This is a genomic window from Rhodococcus sp. 008 (assembly GCF_001682295.1).
GTDB lineage: Bacteria > Actinomycetota > Actinomycetes > Mycobacteriales > Mycobacteriaceae > Rhodococcus_F > Rhodococcus_F qingshengii.
Map to the genome: position 1 here is coordinate 5,150,855 of NZ_CP012749.1, position 14,987 is coordinate 5,165,841.

General features: G+C 62.8%; 16 protein-coding genes. 6 read left to right on the plus strand and 10 right to left on the minus strand.

Going from position 1 to position 14,987, the window contains the following annotated elements:
- Nucleotide 1: 1 nt before the first annotated feature.
- The 8 genes from nuoE to AOT96_RS23980 form a co-directional block, all read right to left on the minus strand.
- Complete coding sequence (nuoE, locus tag AOT96_RS23945) at nt 2-826, minus strand: NADH-quinone oxidoreductase subunit NuoE (RefSeq protein WP_065352407.1); 825 nt, start codon at nt 824-826, stop codon at nt 2-4.
- Nucleotides 823-2,154 (minus strand): NADH dehydrogenase (quinone) subunit D, encoded by a 1,332-nt coding sequence (gene nuoD, locus AOT96_RS23950; RefSeq protein ID WP_007735150.1) that lies wholly within the window; start codon nt 2,152-2,154, stop codon nt 823-825. The genes nuoE and nuoD overlap by 4 nt, the downstream gene beginning before the upstream one ends.
- Nucleotides 2,154-2,816, minus strand: coding sequence for an NADH-quinone oxidoreductase subunit C (locus AOT96_RS23955; RefSeq protein ID WP_007735151.1), 663 nt, complete (start codon nt 2,814-2,816; stop codon nt 2,154-2,156). The genes nuoD and AOT96_RS23955 overlap by 1 nt, the downstream gene beginning before the upstream one ends.
- Complete coding sequence (locus tag AOT96_RS23960) at nt 2,813-3,367, minus strand: NuoB/complex I 20 kDa subunit family protein (RefSeq protein ID WP_003942234.1); 555 nt, start codon at nt 3,365-3,367, stop codon at nt 2,813-2,815. Before AOT96_RS23960 ends, AOT96_RS23955 begins: the two co-directional genes overlap by 4 nt.
- A gap of 80 nt (nt 3,368-3,447) precedes the next feature.
- Entirely contained in the window at nt 3,448-3,807 is a 360-nt protein-coding gene (locus AOT96_RS23965; RefSeq protein ID WP_003942165.1) for an NADH-quinone oxidoreductase subunit A, read from the minus strand.
- A 211-nt stretch (nt 3,808-4,018) separates the two neighbouring features.
- Nucleotides 4,019-4,411: an Rv3143 family two-component system response regulator gene (locus tag AOT96_RS23970; protein WP_042450864.1), complete on the minus strand. Its 393-nt coding sequence runs from the start codon at nt 4,409-4,411 to the stop codon at nt 4,019-4,021.
- Between the two features lie 180 nt (nt 4,412-4,591).
- Complete coding sequence (locus AOT96_RS23975; RefSeq protein WP_003942203.1) at nt 4,592-5,026, minus strand: SRPBCC family protein; 435 nt, start codon at nt 5,024-5,026, stop codon at nt 4,592-4,594.
- 87 nt (nt 5,027-5,113) lie between these two features.
- Nucleotides 5,114-5,593, minus strand: coding sequence for a toxin-antitoxin system HicB family antitoxin (locus AOT96_RS23980; RefSeq protein ID WP_003942206.1), 480 nt, complete (start codon nt 5,591-5,593; stop codon nt 5,114-5,116).
- Nucleotides 5,594-5,747: 154 nt separating this feature from the next.
- Between AOT96_RS23980 and thyX the strand changes: the two genes are divergently transcribed.
- From thyX to AOT96_RS24010, 6 genes are all read left to right on the plus strand, one after another.
- Nucleotides 5,748-6,500: an FAD-dependent thymidylate synthase gene (gene thyX, locus AOT96_RS23985; RefSeq protein WP_065352930.1), complete on the plus strand. Its 753-nt coding sequence runs from the start codon at nt 5,748-5,750 to the stop codon at nt 6,498-6,500.
- Nucleotides 6,501-6,543: 43 nt separating this feature from the next.
- Entirely contained in the window at nt 6,544-7,449 is a 906-nt protein-coding gene (gene dapA / locus AOT96_RS23990) for a 4-hydroxy-tetrahydrodipicolinate synthase (RefSeq protein WP_003942142.1), read from the plus strand.
- Nucleotides 7,450-9,459, plus strand: a complete 2,010-nt coding sequence (locus AOT96_RS23995) for a ribonuclease J (protein WP_003942231.1) — start codon at nt 7,450-7,452, stop codon at nt 9,457-9,459.
- Nucleotides 9,460-9,518: 59 nt separating this feature from the next.
- A complete protein-coding gene (locus AOT96_RS24000; RefSeq protein ID WP_003942175.1) occupies nt 9,519-10,142 on the plus strand; it encodes a TIGR03085 family metal-binding protein in 624 nt (207 codons plus the stop codon).
- A 124-nt stretch (nt 10,143-10,266) separates the two neighbouring features.
- Nucleotides 10,267-13,038, plus strand: a complete 2,772-nt coding sequence (locus AOT96_RS24005; RefSeq protein ID WP_030535561.1) for a DNA translocase FtsK — start codon at nt 10,267-10,269, stop codon at nt 13,036-13,038.
- 45 nt (nt 13,039-13,083) lie between these two features.
- On the plus strand, nt 13,084-14,064 hold the full coding sequence (locus tag AOT96_RS24010; RefSeq protein WP_019748181.1) for a TerC family protein: 981 nt from the start codon (nt 13,084-13,086) through the stop codon (nt 14,062-14,064).
- A 16-nt stretch (nt 14,065-14,080) separates the two neighbouring features.
- Here the strand turns inward: AOT96_RS24010 and AOT96_RS24015 are convergent, their stop codons facing one another.
- On the minus strand, nt 14,081-14,365 hold the full coding sequence (locus AOT96_RS24015; protein WP_058226271.1) for a YciI family protein: 285 nt from the start codon (nt 14,363-14,365) through the stop codon (nt 14,081-14,083).
- A 58-nt stretch (nt 14,366-14,423) separates the two neighbouring features.
- On the minus strand, nt 14,424-14,948 hold the full coding sequence (locus AOT96_RS24020) for an amino-acid N-acetyltransferase (RefSeq protein ID WP_019748183.1): 525 nt from the start codon (nt 14,946-14,948) through the stop codon (nt 14,424-14,426).
- Nucleotides 14,949-14,987 lie beyond the last annotated feature (39 nt).

The following is a 14,987-nucleotide window of genomic DNA, read 5'->3' on the forward strand; positions in this document are numbered from 1 at the left end:
GTCACTTCCCTTCGTCGGGAGCGTCGGCTGCTGAGGCCGAGCCGGGTGGGTTGTCGTCGTGAGATCGGCTGATACGCAGTCCGGCAAGAGTTGCCCCGCCGATTGTTTGTGCTTCGGCTGCTTCGATTCGCGTATCGGGGAACCCGGCCAAGGTGCGTGCGGTCTGTCGGAACGAACACAGTGTGGCACCGCGACTGGGTGTCACGCGCTCTCCGGCGCGGAGCGCATCGACGAGTGAGCGCGCCGATTCCGGAGTCTGGTTGTCGAAGAACTCCCAGTTGATCATCATGACGGGGGCGTAGTCGCACGCCGCATTGCACTCGATGTGTTCGAGGGTGATCTTGCCGTCGGACGTCGAGATGGATTGTCCGCCTTCGTCTCTGGAGCCTGCTGACCCGAGATACTCTTCGAGTGCTGCGAGGATGTCGTCTCCGCCCATGATCGCGCACAGCGTGTTGGTGCAGACTCCGACCAGATACTCACCCGTCGGACCACGGCGATACATCGAGTAGAAGGTGGAAACGGCGGCAACCTCGGCGCCGGTCAAACCCAGCTTGGCACTGCAGAAATCGATCCCGGCCGGGGTGATGTACCCGTCCTCGGACTGCACGAGATGAAGGAGCGGCAGGAGGGCTGATCGACTGGTGGTCGCCGCGGCGTCAGGCTCACGGTAACGAGCGATGACGGTTTCGGCATCGGCGTCGAGTCGGGCGAGTACGTCAGGCGGATAACTCGATCGTGCGCCAGGGCGTACCAGTTGCGTGGGCTCGTCCGGGCGCGGCCCGAGTTCGATGAACACCCGTGACGAGCCGTTCGGGCCGGTCATCGGTCCACTCCGCCCATGACGGGATCGATACTGGCAACCGAGGCGATCACGTCGGACACCATGCCTCCCTCGCACATCGCCGCTACCGCTTGAAGGTTGGTGAATGACGGATCCCGGAAATGGACGCGGTACGGCCGGGTTCCCCCGTCGCTGACCATGTGCACACCCAACTCGCCACGCGGGGACTCGACGGCGACGTACACCTGGCCGGGCGGCACGCGGATTCCTTCGGTGACCAGTTTGAAATGGTGAATCAGACCCTCCATGGACGACTCCATGATCTTGGCGATGTGCTTCTGCGAATTGCCGAGGCCATCCGGTCCGACAGCGAGATCGGCAGGCCAGGCGATCTTCTTGTCGTCCACCATGACCGGCCCCGGTTGCAGTTTGTCGAGGCACTGCTCGACGATCTTGAGGGACTCCTTCATCTCCTCGACACGGATGACGTACCTTCCGTAGCAATCGGATCCGTCGTGCGTCACGACGTCGAACTCGTAGTTCTCGTAGCCGCAGTAGGGCTGCGCTCGACGCTGATCGTGGGGGAGACCCGTGGCGCGTAGGACCGGCCCCGTCACGCCGAGCGCCATGCAGCCGGTGAGATCGAGATATCCGATTCCCTGGGTGCGGGCTTTCCAGATAGAGTTGTCGCTGAGCATCAGTTCGACGTCACGCAACCGTTTCGGTAGGACCTTCAACAGTTCTCGCACCTTCGCGACCGACCCGTCGGGTAGATCCTGAGCGAGACCACCAGGCCTGATGTAGGCGTGATTCATCCGCAGTCCGGTGATCGTCTCGAACACGTCCAGAATCAATTCGCGTTCGCGGAATCCGAACAGCATCGCCGTCACGGCGCCCAGTTCCATTCCACCGGTTGCCAGGGCGACAAGGTGCGACGAGATTCGATTGAGCTCCATCATCATCACGCGAATGACGGTGGCTCGCTCGGGAATGTCGTCGGTGATACCGAGAAGTTTTTCGACTCCGAGGCAGTACGCGGTTTCGTTGAAGAACGGTGACAGGTAGTCCATTCGAGTAACGAAAGTGACGCCCTGCGTCCAGTTCCGGTATTCGAGATTCTTTTCGATTCCGGTGTGCAGGTAGCCGATTCCACACCGAGCTTCCACGACTGTCTCACCCTCGATTTCGAGAATGAGGCGCAAGACGCCGTGAGTGGACGGATGCTGCGGGCCCATGTTGACCACGATCCGTTCGGCCTCGCCGGTTCGCTGGCGAGCGGCCGCGGTGACGATGTCGTCCCAGTCCTGACCCGATGCTGTGACGACGGTTTCCGTCGTGGCACCGGAGTTGCTTCCTGTCGTCTCGTTCATCAGTTGTACGACCTACGCTCGTCGGGTGGAGGAGTCTGGGCGCCCTTGTACTCGACCGGGATACCGCCGAGCGGATAGTCCTTGCGCTGTGGGTGGCCCTTCCAGTCGTCGGGCATCTCGATACGGGTCAGGGCCGGGTGACCGTCGAAGACGATCCCGAAGAAGTCGTAGGTCTCACGCTCGTGCCAATCGTTGGTGGGGTATATCCCGACGATGGACGGAATATGTGGATCGGAGTCCGGCACGGACACTTCCAGTCTGATCCGGCGGTTGTGCGTGATCGAAGCAAATGGATACACTGCGTGGAGCTCGCGACCGGTGTCCTGCGGATAGTGGACTCCATCGACACCCAGGCAAAGTTCGAAGCGCAGTTCCGATTCGTCGCGCAGTCTGCGCGCGACCTGCGGGAGGTGAGACCGTTCGACATGCAGCGTCATCTCGTCTCGAAAGATCACTACCCGCTCGATTGCATCGGTGAAAGTGCTGCCCCCGCTGCGCAATGCGGCATCCAAGGAGTCCGCAACTTCGTCGAAGTATCCACCGAACGGTCGAGAGGCCTTGTCCTCTACTGAGATCGGCGGGGCGAGCCGGCTGTAGCCCGAGGTGTCACCACTGCCGCGGACCCCGAACATCCCCCTCGATCCGTTGTTGCCCGCGGTCATCGCAGAAGCCCCTTCATGTCGATGGTGGGGGTGGATGCCAGTGCGGCGCGCTCGGCTGCCGCGCGTGCCTCTTCGCGGTTCACGCCGAGGGGCATCTCCTGGATCTTTCGGTGCAGTTCGATGATCGCGTTCAGGAGCATCTCCGGCCGCGGCGGACAACCGGGCAAGTAGATGTCGACCGGCACGATGTGGTCGACGCCCTGTACCACTGCGTAGTTGTTGAACATACCGCCGGACGACGCACACACACCCATGGCCAGAACCCATTTCGGCTCGGCCATCTGGTCGTAGACCTGACGAAGTACCGGCCCCATCTTTTGACTGACCCGCCCGGCCACGATCAGAAGGTCTGCCTGTCGCGGCGACGCGCGGAATGCCTCCATGCCGAACCGCGCCAGGTCGAAGCGACCTGACGTGGTTGCCATCATCTCGATCGCGCAGCACGCGAGCCCGAAGGTGGCAGGCCACAGTGATCCTTTGCGGGCATACCCTGCCAGGCCCTCGACAGTGGTCAGTAGAAATCCGCTGGGGAGCTTTTCTTCGAGACCCATATCCGACTCTTTTCAGTCGTAACAGCTGCGGTGTGACCGGTTTTGTCTGACGTATGTGTGCTGTACCTGTGTCCGCTGGCCTAGTCCCAACCGAGACCGCCTCGTCGCCATTCGTATGCGTATGCCACCGAGACGTTGACTATGAAAAGGCCCATCGCCGCGAGGCCGAACAAGCCGAGCGAATCGAAATGCACCGCCCACGGGTAGAGGAAAACGATCTCGATGTCGAAGATGATGAACAGCATTGCCGTCAGATAGAACTTGACGGGAAACCGCCCGCCACCGGCGGTACGGGGTGCCGGTTCGATTCCGCATTCGTAGGCTTCGAGTTTCGCCCTGTTGTACCGCTTCGGGCCGACCACGGACGCGAGAACAACCGACACCACGGCGAAGGCCATCGCGATGACCCCGAGGACGAGAATGGGGATGTAAGCGTTCATGTCACCCGAACTCCTCTCCGCTGTGCGGATGTCCGCCCAGCCCGAAGGTGCCGTTCGATTTCGATACTGCCAGCAATTCGATACTTATGTGACCTGCGACACCCACACTAGGGGAGGCCTCCGACATTGGGTTCGTTTTCGGGGTGCGGAGTTTCGCTCTCGAAAGTCCGAAGTAGTCGGCGCCGCAACGAATCACCGCTGCAACGGGTGCTCACCGGCTCAGTTGTCGACGCAGAAGCGCGATGACGGTGGAAGCAAGTTCGATCGGATCTATCGGCTGCGGCACTGAGGCTTCCGCTCTCGACCACGACGCCAGCCACGCATCGTCGGGTCGACCGGTCAGTACGAGGATCGGTGGACAGTCGGCGATCTCGTCCTTGAGTTGTTTCGCGACGCCCATGCCGCCCGCCGGACTCGCCTCGCCGTCGAGGATTGCGAGGTCGATTCCGCCGGCGTCGAGCTTGGCTACGACGATCGGTGCCGTCGCGACCTCGATGTAGTCGATGGTGGGCATCGACGGATGTGGGCGCTCTCCGAGAGCGAGCCGAACTTGCTCGCGCGTGTGTGCGTCGTCGCTGTAGACGAGGATGCGCACGGGTGCCATGGAGTTGGGCTCTGCGGTCTCGGCGGACACGCGGCCGACGTTACTCCGGGCGGTCCCCGGCTACCGGCGAATCTTCAACATCGGCAGGGACTTCCGCGAAAACACAGCTCGGCTTCACGGCAAACGGCCCTTACCCGGCGATGAACGCCGAAGTAAGGGCCGCCTGAATTGCGTGTGCGCTCAGAAGTTTTCGACGAACTTCGTCAGGCCCTTGCTCGCTGTTTCCAGGGCCGTCTTCTGTGCCTTCTTCACCAGGAAGCCCGGCAGCGGGATCTTGGGATCGATGGTCAGTTCGAAGGTGACTTTGGTTCCACCGTCGGTGGGAGTCAAGACGTACGAGCCGTCCTGCTGGTTCTGCTGACCGCTCTCCACGAGGGTCCAGGTCACCTTCTCGTCGCCCTCGAAGGTGTAGTCGACTACCTGCTCGTCGTTGATTCCCAGAATGGACACGGCCATGCGAACGCGATGGGGGCGACCGTCGTCGTGGGTGCTCTCGATGGTGATCTTCTTGTGTGCAGACGACCACTCCGGCAGCCGATCGACGGCTGCTACGGCCTTCATCACCGTTTCCGGATCAGCCTTGATCTCGAATTCCTTGACGCCCGAAACGGCCATGAACGTGCTCCTTCTCGCCTTGCGGCAACGGTTCGTGATTACTGCAGTTGCGCAATTAGATCATTCGGTGATCGGGTTGGCGTCGAGCTAGTCCATGCCGTTCTTGCGCATCTGGTCCCGCAATGCGCCCTGGACGGCTTGTGAAACCCACGAGTTGAGGGAGACTCCGTTCTGATTGGCGGCCTCCTCGGCGCGGGCTTTGATCTGCTCCATCATCCTCAACGTCACCCGGCTGATATCTCCGCTGACGTCGTCGAACGAGTAGGTTGAGTCCTTCTTCTCGTCGTCTGCCTTCTCGTTTGCACCCTCGCCGCCGGTCGAGTTCGGCGGGCGAACGACGTCGACCAGTAATTCGCTTCCGTCGAGATTGACCTTGACCTCTCGGTCGCCCAGCTTCGCCCCGATCTCCTTGGCCAGTTCCGTCGCCGCGGCCAACAAGACCAGGCGGACCGAGGGTTCGATGGCGGCGGACAACGACGCCGCAATCCGGCGCGTGTGATCGTCGCCGAGTTCGGCTGCAGTGGCGAGGTCGTTCTGCAGCTTTGCGGTGTACTCCGAAATGTCCATGACACCACAGTGGCGTCAAAAGTGACGTCAGTCAAGGATGTGATGACGTCACTCGGTATCGAGGGCGGTCGACCGCTATAGAGTTGCCCAGCACCTGAGGCGAACGGCGCCCGGGTTTCGTGCTGGTCGTTTCGTGCTTGTCGAGGAGTGGGTTGTGCCGAACACGGTGTCGCTGAAGGTGCAGTTGGTGGCGAAGTCCGAGTTCTTCCCGCCCGAGGACATTCCGTGGGAGACGGACGCGGATGGTGGCGAAGCGCTGGTCGAGTTCTCCGGTCGAGCCTGCTACCAGAGTTGGTCCAAGCCGAATCCGCGAACCGCAACCAACGCCGGCTATCTGAGGCATCTGCTCGAGGTCGGACACGTTTCGGTGCTCGAGCATGCGACAGTGAGCTTCTACATCACCGGTATCTCGCGCTCGTGCACTCACGAATTGATTCGTCACCGGCACTTCTCGTACTCGCAACTCTCGCAGCGATTCGTCCGTGAGAACGATGCAAACGTCGTCGTGCCTCCTGCTGTCGAAGGTGATCCCGAGCTCGAAGCACTGTTTCTGAATGCCACCGACGAAAGCCGTCGCGCTTACGGGGAACTGCTGACTGCCCTCGAAGGGAAACTGCAATCGGTGCCCGGTGCCCCGATGCGGGGCAAGCAAGCCAGGCAGGCTGCGCGCTCGGTGCTGCCCAACGCCACCGAGACGCGCTTGGTCATGACCGGGAACTATCGGGCCTGGCGGCACTTCGTCGAGATGCGTGCCACCGAACATGCGGATGTCGAGATCCGGCGAGTCGCGGTCGAGTGCCTGCGTCAGCTTCGTGATGTCGCGCCAAATGTGTTCGGGGACTACGAGATTCTTCGCGGAAGCGACGGATCGGAAATTGCCGTCAGCGCATTTGCGGCCGAGTCGTGACTCGTGTGCAGAAGTAAGAGCTGAACCGGGTAACCTTCTGACCATGACCTACGGTGATTCCGCTTCTCTTGTCGAGCGTCCGTTCGGCACCATTTCCGTTGCGATGGTGACCCCGTTCACTGCCGACGGGAAGTTGGACGTCGACGCGGGAGTGCGCCTCGCAGCCCATCTCGTCGACAACGGCTGTGACGGCCTCGTTCTTGCCGGTACCACCGGTGAATCTCCCACCACCACCGAGTCCGAGAAGCTCGACCTGCTCCGCGCAGTGATCGACGCCGTCGGTAACCGCGCGAAGATCGTTGCAGGCGCCGGCAGCAACGACACCGCTCACAGCGTCGAACTCGCACGTGACGCGGCTCGCGCCGGAGCGCACGGTCTGCTCGTCGTCACCCCGTATTACTCACGTCCGCCCCAGGCCGGACTGTTTGCACACTTCACCGCCGTCGCCAACGCGACCGACCTGCCCGTCATGTTGTACGACATTCCGCCCCGCTCCGTCGTTCCCATCGAGACCGAGACGATCCGCCGACTCGCCGAGCACCCGCGAATCAAGGCCGTCAAGGACGCCAAGGGCGACCTCAACGCCGGCGCAGAGTTGATCGGCACCACCGAGCTTCAGTTCTTCTCCGGCGACGACCCGCTGAATCTGCCGTGGCTCGCTGTGGGCGCCACCGGCTTCGTCAGCGTCATCGGCCATCTTGTTCCGGGTCGTCTCCGCGACCTTCACACCGCGTTCGTGTCCGGCGATATCGCCCGCGCGCGCGAGATAAACCTCAGTTTGATCCCTGTGATTCGTTCCGTTGCCCGCCTCGGCGGTGTCAGCGCTTCGAAGGCGGGTCTGCGACTCATCGGAATCGATGTCGGAGAACCACGCCTTCCGCAGGTTGCACCCACTAAAGAGCAGATCGACGGTCTTGCCGCCGATCTGCATGCGGCAGGAGTTTTGTAAATGACCCGTCCCCCCCGACGTCGTAGTGCCAGTCGTCAAGCCGGTCCGCCTTCGCCTCCGGCTCCCGAAACGGCCGCAAAGGCCGCACCGGTAGAGGCACCAGCTGCGCCGGCGGCAGAAGCGGCCCCCGCCGCAGCCGCCCCGCCCAAGAAGGCCGCAGCAACCAAATCTGCAGCAACCAAGTCCGCTGCCACCAAATCTGCTGCACCCAAGAAGTCGACCGAAGACAGGTCGCCGCGCAAATCTTCCGGCGGTAACCGACCGGCAGCATCGAAGTCGGGCAACGGGCGCGGAAACAAGCGCCCCGAGAACCGTCCGGCCGTCGATCCCACGGGTCGCCTCGGAACACCCCCGAAGGCGCCGGCATCGGGTCTGCGCATCGTCGCGCTGGGCGGCATCGGCGAAATCGGTCGCAACATGACGGTGTTCGAGCACCGTGGCAAGTTGCTGATCGTCGACTGCGGTGTGCTGTTCCCCGAGGACCAGCAGCCTGGCGTCGACCTGATCCTCCCGGACTTCCGCTACATCGAAGACCGTATGGACGACGTCGAAGCCGTCATCTTGACTCACGGACACGAGGACCACATCGGTGCTCTGCCGTTCTTGCTGCGTCTGCGCGCGGACATTCCGGTCATCGGCGCGAAGTTCACTCTCGCTCTCGTTGCCGCCAAGTGCCGCGAGCATCGCCTGCGTCCGAACCTGGTCGAGGTCGTCGAGGGAAACACCACCACCCATGGCCCGTTCGACTGCGAGTACTTCGCGGTCAACCACTCGATTCCCGACGCTCTCGCGATCGCGATTCGCACCGACGCCGGCGTCGTACTGCACACCGGTGACATCAAGCTCGATCAGCTGCCTCTCGACGGCCGCCTGACCGACCTCGCCGGATTCTCCCGCCTGGGCGACGAGGGCGTCGACCTGTTCCTCGTCGACTCGACGAACGCCGAGGTTCCGGGATTCGTCACACCCGAGCGCGAAATCGGGGGAGTGCTCGACAATGTCATCGGCAAGGCGAAGCAGCGCGTCATCGTGGCATCGTTCGCCAGCCATGTGCATCGCATCCAGCAGGTCGTCGACGTAGCCGCTCGGTACAACCGCCGCATCGTCTTCGTCGGCCGCTCGATGGTCCGCAACATGCAGATCGCCCAGGATCTGGGCTACCTGACGGTGCCCGACGGCCTCGTCGTAGACATCGACACCGCCGCCACCCTTCCCGACGATCGCCTGGTGCTCATTTCGACGGGTTCGCAGGGTGAGCCGTTGGCAGCGCTCTCGCGGATGGCGCGCGGCGAACACCGTCAGATCAACATCCGCGCCAACGACCTTGTCGTTCTCGCGTCTTCGCTGATCCCGGGCAACGAGAACTCCGTTTTTGCCGTGGTCAACGGTTTGGCCAAGCGCGGTGCCACCGTCGTGACCCAGCAGAGCGCCAAGGTTCACGTCTCGGGCCACGCGTCCGCCGGTGAGTTGCTCTACCTGTACAACGCGGTTCGGCCCACCAATGCCATGCCCGTCCACGGTGAATGGCGGCACCTGCGTGCCAACGCCGCGCTGGCAAAGGCAACCGGCGTGCCGGAAGAGCGCATCGTATTGGCCGAGGACGGCGTCGTGGTCGACATGGTGGACGGCCTCGCCGAGATCGTCGGACGCGTACCGGTCGGACACGTCTACGTCGACGGTCTGTCCGTCGGCGACGTCGGTGAGCCGACGCTGTCCGATCGCCTCGTGCTCGGTGAGGGCGGCTTCATCGCGATCACCATCGTCATCAACGAGTCGACGGGCCGTGCGGTCAGCACCCCCGAGGTGTCCGGTCGCGGCTTCTCCGACGATCCGACAGCGCTCAAGGCTGCCGCGGATCTCGTGGAATCGGACCTGGCCCGGTTGGCGAGCGAAGGCGTCATCGACGCTCATCGCATCGCGCAGTCGGTGCGCCGCGTCGTCGGACGCTGGGTCGCGGACAAGTACCGCCGCCGTCCGATGATCATTCCGACGGTCATCGCGGTTCCGTAGATTCGGCACAGCAGGTCGCTTCCGCTCGAACCCGGTCCGGTTCGAGTACTTTGGCGAAGGTGACCTTCGCTCATGACGAACGACTCGCCCTGGTGGACAGCATGGTCGAATTCGGCCCCGATGCTCCGACACTGTGTGGGGAGTGGACCAATCGTGACCTGGCAGCACATCTGATAGTCCGGGAGCGGCGTCTCGACGCCGCTCCCGGAATCATGTTGAGCCCTCTTGCCGGTCACACCGAGAGCGTGCGTAAGGCCGCAGCGGCGCGTCCGTGGGAGGAGATCCTCGACGACGTTCGGAGTGGGCCGCCTCGGTGGTCGCCGATGTACTGGCTCGACGCGCAGGTGAATACCACGGAAATGTTCGTCCACCACGAAGATGTACGACGCGCACATCTGAACTGGGCGCCGCGTCCGTTGTCGGAGGGTCGGCAGGCTCAGCTGTGGAAGTACGCCCGGCAGATCGGCAAGATGGGTTACCGCAAAGCCGCTGTCGAGGTCATTTTCGAACTTCCGTCCGGCGAGAGTGCGGTCGTCCACAAATCCGGCTCTCGCAGTGTTGTCCTGCAGGGTGAACCCGCCGAGTTGCTGCTGCACGCTTTCGGTCGCAACGAGGTGAAGATCGAAGCCAAAGGTGAACTGGCCGACGTTCAATCCGTGATGGCGCTCGATCGCAGTTTCTGATGGCCCCCTTCTGCCGGAGCCGAGCTCGACAGACGGGTTGTGAAGATCACGTTTCGCACTCGCCACCAGTGTTGCTGGTGTTGCGGATGGTCCAGATGGGGTCGCACAGACTAGCCTGAACTCCATGGCAGGTAAGTCGAGCGCCCGGGGATCCAGTACAAGCACGTCTACGTCCAGGGCATCGACCAGGTCGTCAGCCTCTACTCCGAGCGCGCGCGCAACCGCAAAACCTCGTGCCTCGCGCACCACGCGAACCGTATCGACTCCTCGAAATGTCACGACTTCGGCCAGGGCTGGTGGGCGCCCCGCGTCGGGCAAAGGCTCCAAGCCGGCGCCCAAGAAGGCGTCCGGTACGTCGTCGGCCGCGCGCCGCCCGGTATCGAAAACCTCTCAGCGGGCCAGCCCGTTGGCCGCTGTGGGCAAGGGAATCGGAGCCGGGTGGTCCCTGGCTGCCCGCGGCGTCGGCGCCACCACACGCACCGTCAGTAAGGTCGGCGAGATCGAAGCCGGCCACCGCCGCGACGGAATAGCGCTCGGCCTGATCGCATTCAGCGTCGTCATCGCCGGTGGCGTCTGGTTCAAGGCCGGTGGTCCGATCGGCGGCGGCATCGACACCCTCGTGCGGGCGATCTTCGGCGCGGCCTCGGCCGTGCTCCCCATCGTCGGCGTCGGCCTCGCGATCCTGTTGATGCGCACCGAACCGAAACCTGAGATCCGGCCCCGACTGATCATGGGATCCTTGCTGGTCGGTCTGCCGGCGCTCGGCCTCTGGCACATCATCTCGGGTTCACCGACAGACGCCACCGGTCGCTCCAACGGCGCAGGGTTTGTCGGATACGTCGTGGGCGGCCCGCTCACCAACGGGCTCACCGTCTGGCTGTCTGCGCCGCTGCTGGTCATCGCCGCCGGATTCGGAATCCTCCTTCTGACCGGAACGACTCTGCGTGAGGTGCCGAGCAAGTTCCAGTCCTTCTTCGGCGCCTCGTATCGCTCGGATGAATACGGCGACTACGGATCCGAATTCGACGAGGACGGTGAGCACCACTACGGCGAATCTGCTTACGATCCTTCACTGTTCGACGCCGACGGCTACCCGGTCGACACCTACGCCGAGCCGCCGCTCAAGCCCGCCAAGCGGACCAGCCGACGCGCACCGATCGACAACTACCCGACGGACGAGTTCGAATCCGGAGACAAGAAGACCGAAGTCCTCGGTCTGTGGAACGCCGACGACACCGCAGTACCCGACGAGCCCGTCGCGGCTGCGGCAGCGCCCGTCGTGGAGACGCCGGCACCGCGCCCCAAGGTGCCTGCGCGTTCGGTCCCCATCGCCAAGCCCGTGCCGAAACCCGAACCGGAGCCGGAGGAGAAGGAACACTTCGTCACCGATCGGGTCACCGACGGCGACTACAACCTCCCGCCGACGACGTTGCTGATCGAGGGAGACCCGCCCAAGCTCCGCAGTTCTGCGAACGACGCGATGATCGAGGCGATCAGCGAAGTCCTCGAACAGTTCAAGATCGATGCCGCTGTTACCGGTTTCACCCGCGGACCGACGGTGACGCGCTACGAGGTCGAACTCGGCCCAGGCGTGAAGGTCGAGAAGATCACCGCGCTCGCCCGCAACATCGCGTACGCCGTGGCAACCGACAACGTCCGCCTCCTGGCCCCCATTCCGGGTAAGTCCGCGGTGGGTATCGAGGTACCGAACTCCGACCGCGAAATGGTCCGCCTCGCCGACGTTTTGAACGCGCCGAGCACCCGACGCGATCACCATCCGCTGGTGATCGGTCTGGGTAAGGACATCGAAGGTGACTTCGTCAGTGCGAACCTCGCGAAGATGCCCCACCTTCTGGTGGCAGGTTCGACCGGCTCGGGTAAGTCGAGCTTCGTGAACTCGATGCTCGTCTCGTTGCTCACCCGAGCAACGCCCGAAGAAGTACGGATGATCCTCATCGACCCCAAGATGGTCGAGCTCACGCCGTACGAAGGTATCCCGCACCTGATCACGCCGATCATCACTCAGCCGAAGAAGGCAGCGGCAGCGCTGGCCTGGTTGGTCGAGGAGATGGAACAGCGCTACCAGGACATGCAGGCCAACCGGGTGCGTCATATCGACGACTTCAACTCCAAGGTCAAGTCCGGCGAAATCACCGCCCCGCTGGGCAGCGAGCGCGTCTACCGTCCGTACCCCTACATCCTGGCGATCGTGGACGAGCTGGCAGACCTCATGATGACCGCGCCGCGCGACGTCGAAGAAGCAATCGTCCGCATCACCCAGAAAGCCCGCGCTGCCGGAATCCACCTGGTGCTGGCAACGCAGCGCCCGTCCGTCGACGTCGTCACCGGCCTGATCAAGACCAACGTGCCTTCGCGTCTGGCGTTCGCGACGTCCTCGCTCACGGACTCGCGAGTCATCCTCGATCAGCCCGGCGCCGAGAAGCTCATCGGTATGGGTGACGGCTTGTTCCTGCCCATGGGCGCCGGCAAGCCGACCCGTATGCAAGGCGCGTTCATCACCGACGAGGAAATCTCGGCGGTTGTCGACTTCGCGAAGAACCAAGCCGAGCCCGAGTACACCGAAGGTGTCACCGCACAGAAGGCCGGGGAGAAGAAAGACGTCGACCCCGACATCGGCGACGACATGGACGTCCTCTTGCAGGCCGTGGAACTGGTGATCACGAGTCAATTCGGTTCGACGTCGATGCTGCAGCGCAAGCTGCGCGTCGGGTTCGCCAAGGCCGGTCGACTCATGGATCTCATGGAAAATCGTGGCGTCGTCGGCCCCAGCGAGGGCTCCAAGGCACGCGAGGTTTTGATGAAGCCTGAGGAACTCGACGGTCTGCTGTGGTCGATTCGCGGTGGCGACCCGGACGAGGCACCCGCAGACGAGTAGGGACACCTCGGCGGAGAAGCCGTCGACAGACGACCGGAGGAACCCGTGCATGTGACGCCGTTGGCTTGGGGAATCACGATCGTGGTGATCCTCGGCCTGTTCGTCTTCGACTTCTTCGCCCACGTCCGCACTCCGCATGCGCCGACCTTCCGGGAGTCCGCATTCTGGTCGACGGTCTACATTTCGATCGCCATCGTCTTCGGCCTCGTCGTGATGTGGATCTGGGGCACCACGTACGGCGGTGAGTACTTCGCCGGCTACGTCACGGAGAAGGCGCTCTCGGTCGACAATCTGTTCGTCTTCGTGATCATCATGTCGACGTTCGCCGTCCCGCGAGAGTTCCAGCAGAAAGTCCTGCTGATCGGCATCGTCCTCGCATTGGTGATGCGCGGAATCTTCATCGGAGTCGGTGCGGCCGCCATCAATGCGTACAGCTGGGTGTTCTACCTCTTCGGTGCGTTCCTGATCTACACCGCGTACACCCTGATCCGCGATCACGGGCATGAGAAGGAAGCCGAGGAGAAGCGCGACAGTCGCATCATCTCACTCGTGAAGCGGGTGCTGCCGACAACCGAGGAATACGACGGGGACAAACTGATCACCCGGATCGACGGCAAGCGCGTCGTGACACCGTTGTTGTTGGCGCTCATCGCAATCGGGTTTGCCGACGTGCTCTTCGCGCTCGATTCGATTCCGGCGATCTACGGTCTGACCCAGGAACCGTATCTGGTGTTCACCGCCAACGCCTTCGCGCTGATGGGTCTACGGCAGCTGTACTTCCTGATCGGTGGGTTGCTCGAACGGCTGGTCTATCTCTCGTACGGGCTCTCGATAATCCTGGCGTTCATCGGTGTGAAATTGGTACTTCACGCGTTGCACGAGAACACCCTCTCGTTCGTCAACGGAGGTGAACACGTCTCCGTCCCGGAAATCTCCACGGCACTCTCACTCGGAGTGATCATCGGAGTATTGGCGGTGACGACGGTCGCGAGCCTGTTGAAGACTCGCGACCGGGCGGGGGAGTAAGCCGGGGCCGGGGCTCTCAGGCGCTGAACTGACCCAACACCGGAACCCACTCGGTGATCCGGACCTTCTCGATCAAATCGGCGATCGCGAACGGATCGTGGGTGAAGAGGAGGGAAACGGTGTCGGCGTCTGCGGCGTCGACGATGATCAGCGCGCCGTTTCCATCTGCAAACGGGCCGGATGACAAGACGATCGAGCGGGAAACCAGATCCGCGAGCCACGCGCGGTGATCGCTACGGACTTCGTCGCGCTGAGCGATCTTCTCGGGCGCGTAGGTGTATTCGACGAGGAACAACGACATCGTGAACCGCTTTCGGGGCTGGTGATCGAGAGGGTGGTGTGTGAAGAGTCTGAACGGTTCAGAGAGTCAGGAGCATGCGAGTATTGCCGAGTGTGTTGGGTTTCACATAGCTCAGATCGAGGAACTCGGCGACGCCGGCGTCGTAGGACCGACACATTTCCGCATAGACCTCGGCGGTGACGGGGGTGCCGTCGATCTCCGCGAATCCGTGACGGTGGAAGAACTCGGTCTCGAACGTCAAAACGAACAACCGTTCCAACTCCAATTCCTTGGCGACCTCGATGAGTTTGTCGACGACGTGGAAACCTGCGCCCTGGCCTTTGGCAGTCGGATCGACTGCGACGGTGCGGATCTCACCCAGGTCCGCCCACAGCACATGCAGTGCGCCGCAAGCGATTACCTGGTCACCTCGCTCGGCGACCCAGAACTCCTGGACTGCCTCGTACAGCGTCACGAGATTCTTCTCGAGGAGGATCTTGCCGGCGTAGATGTCGATCAGACGCTTGATTTCGGGGATGTCCGACGTTCGCGCGCGACGCACGATCAACTGGCTCTCGGTATAGGTCGGCGCGGTCGAAGTCATGTGGTGCACATTAGTCAATGGCCCTACCGATATTCTAAG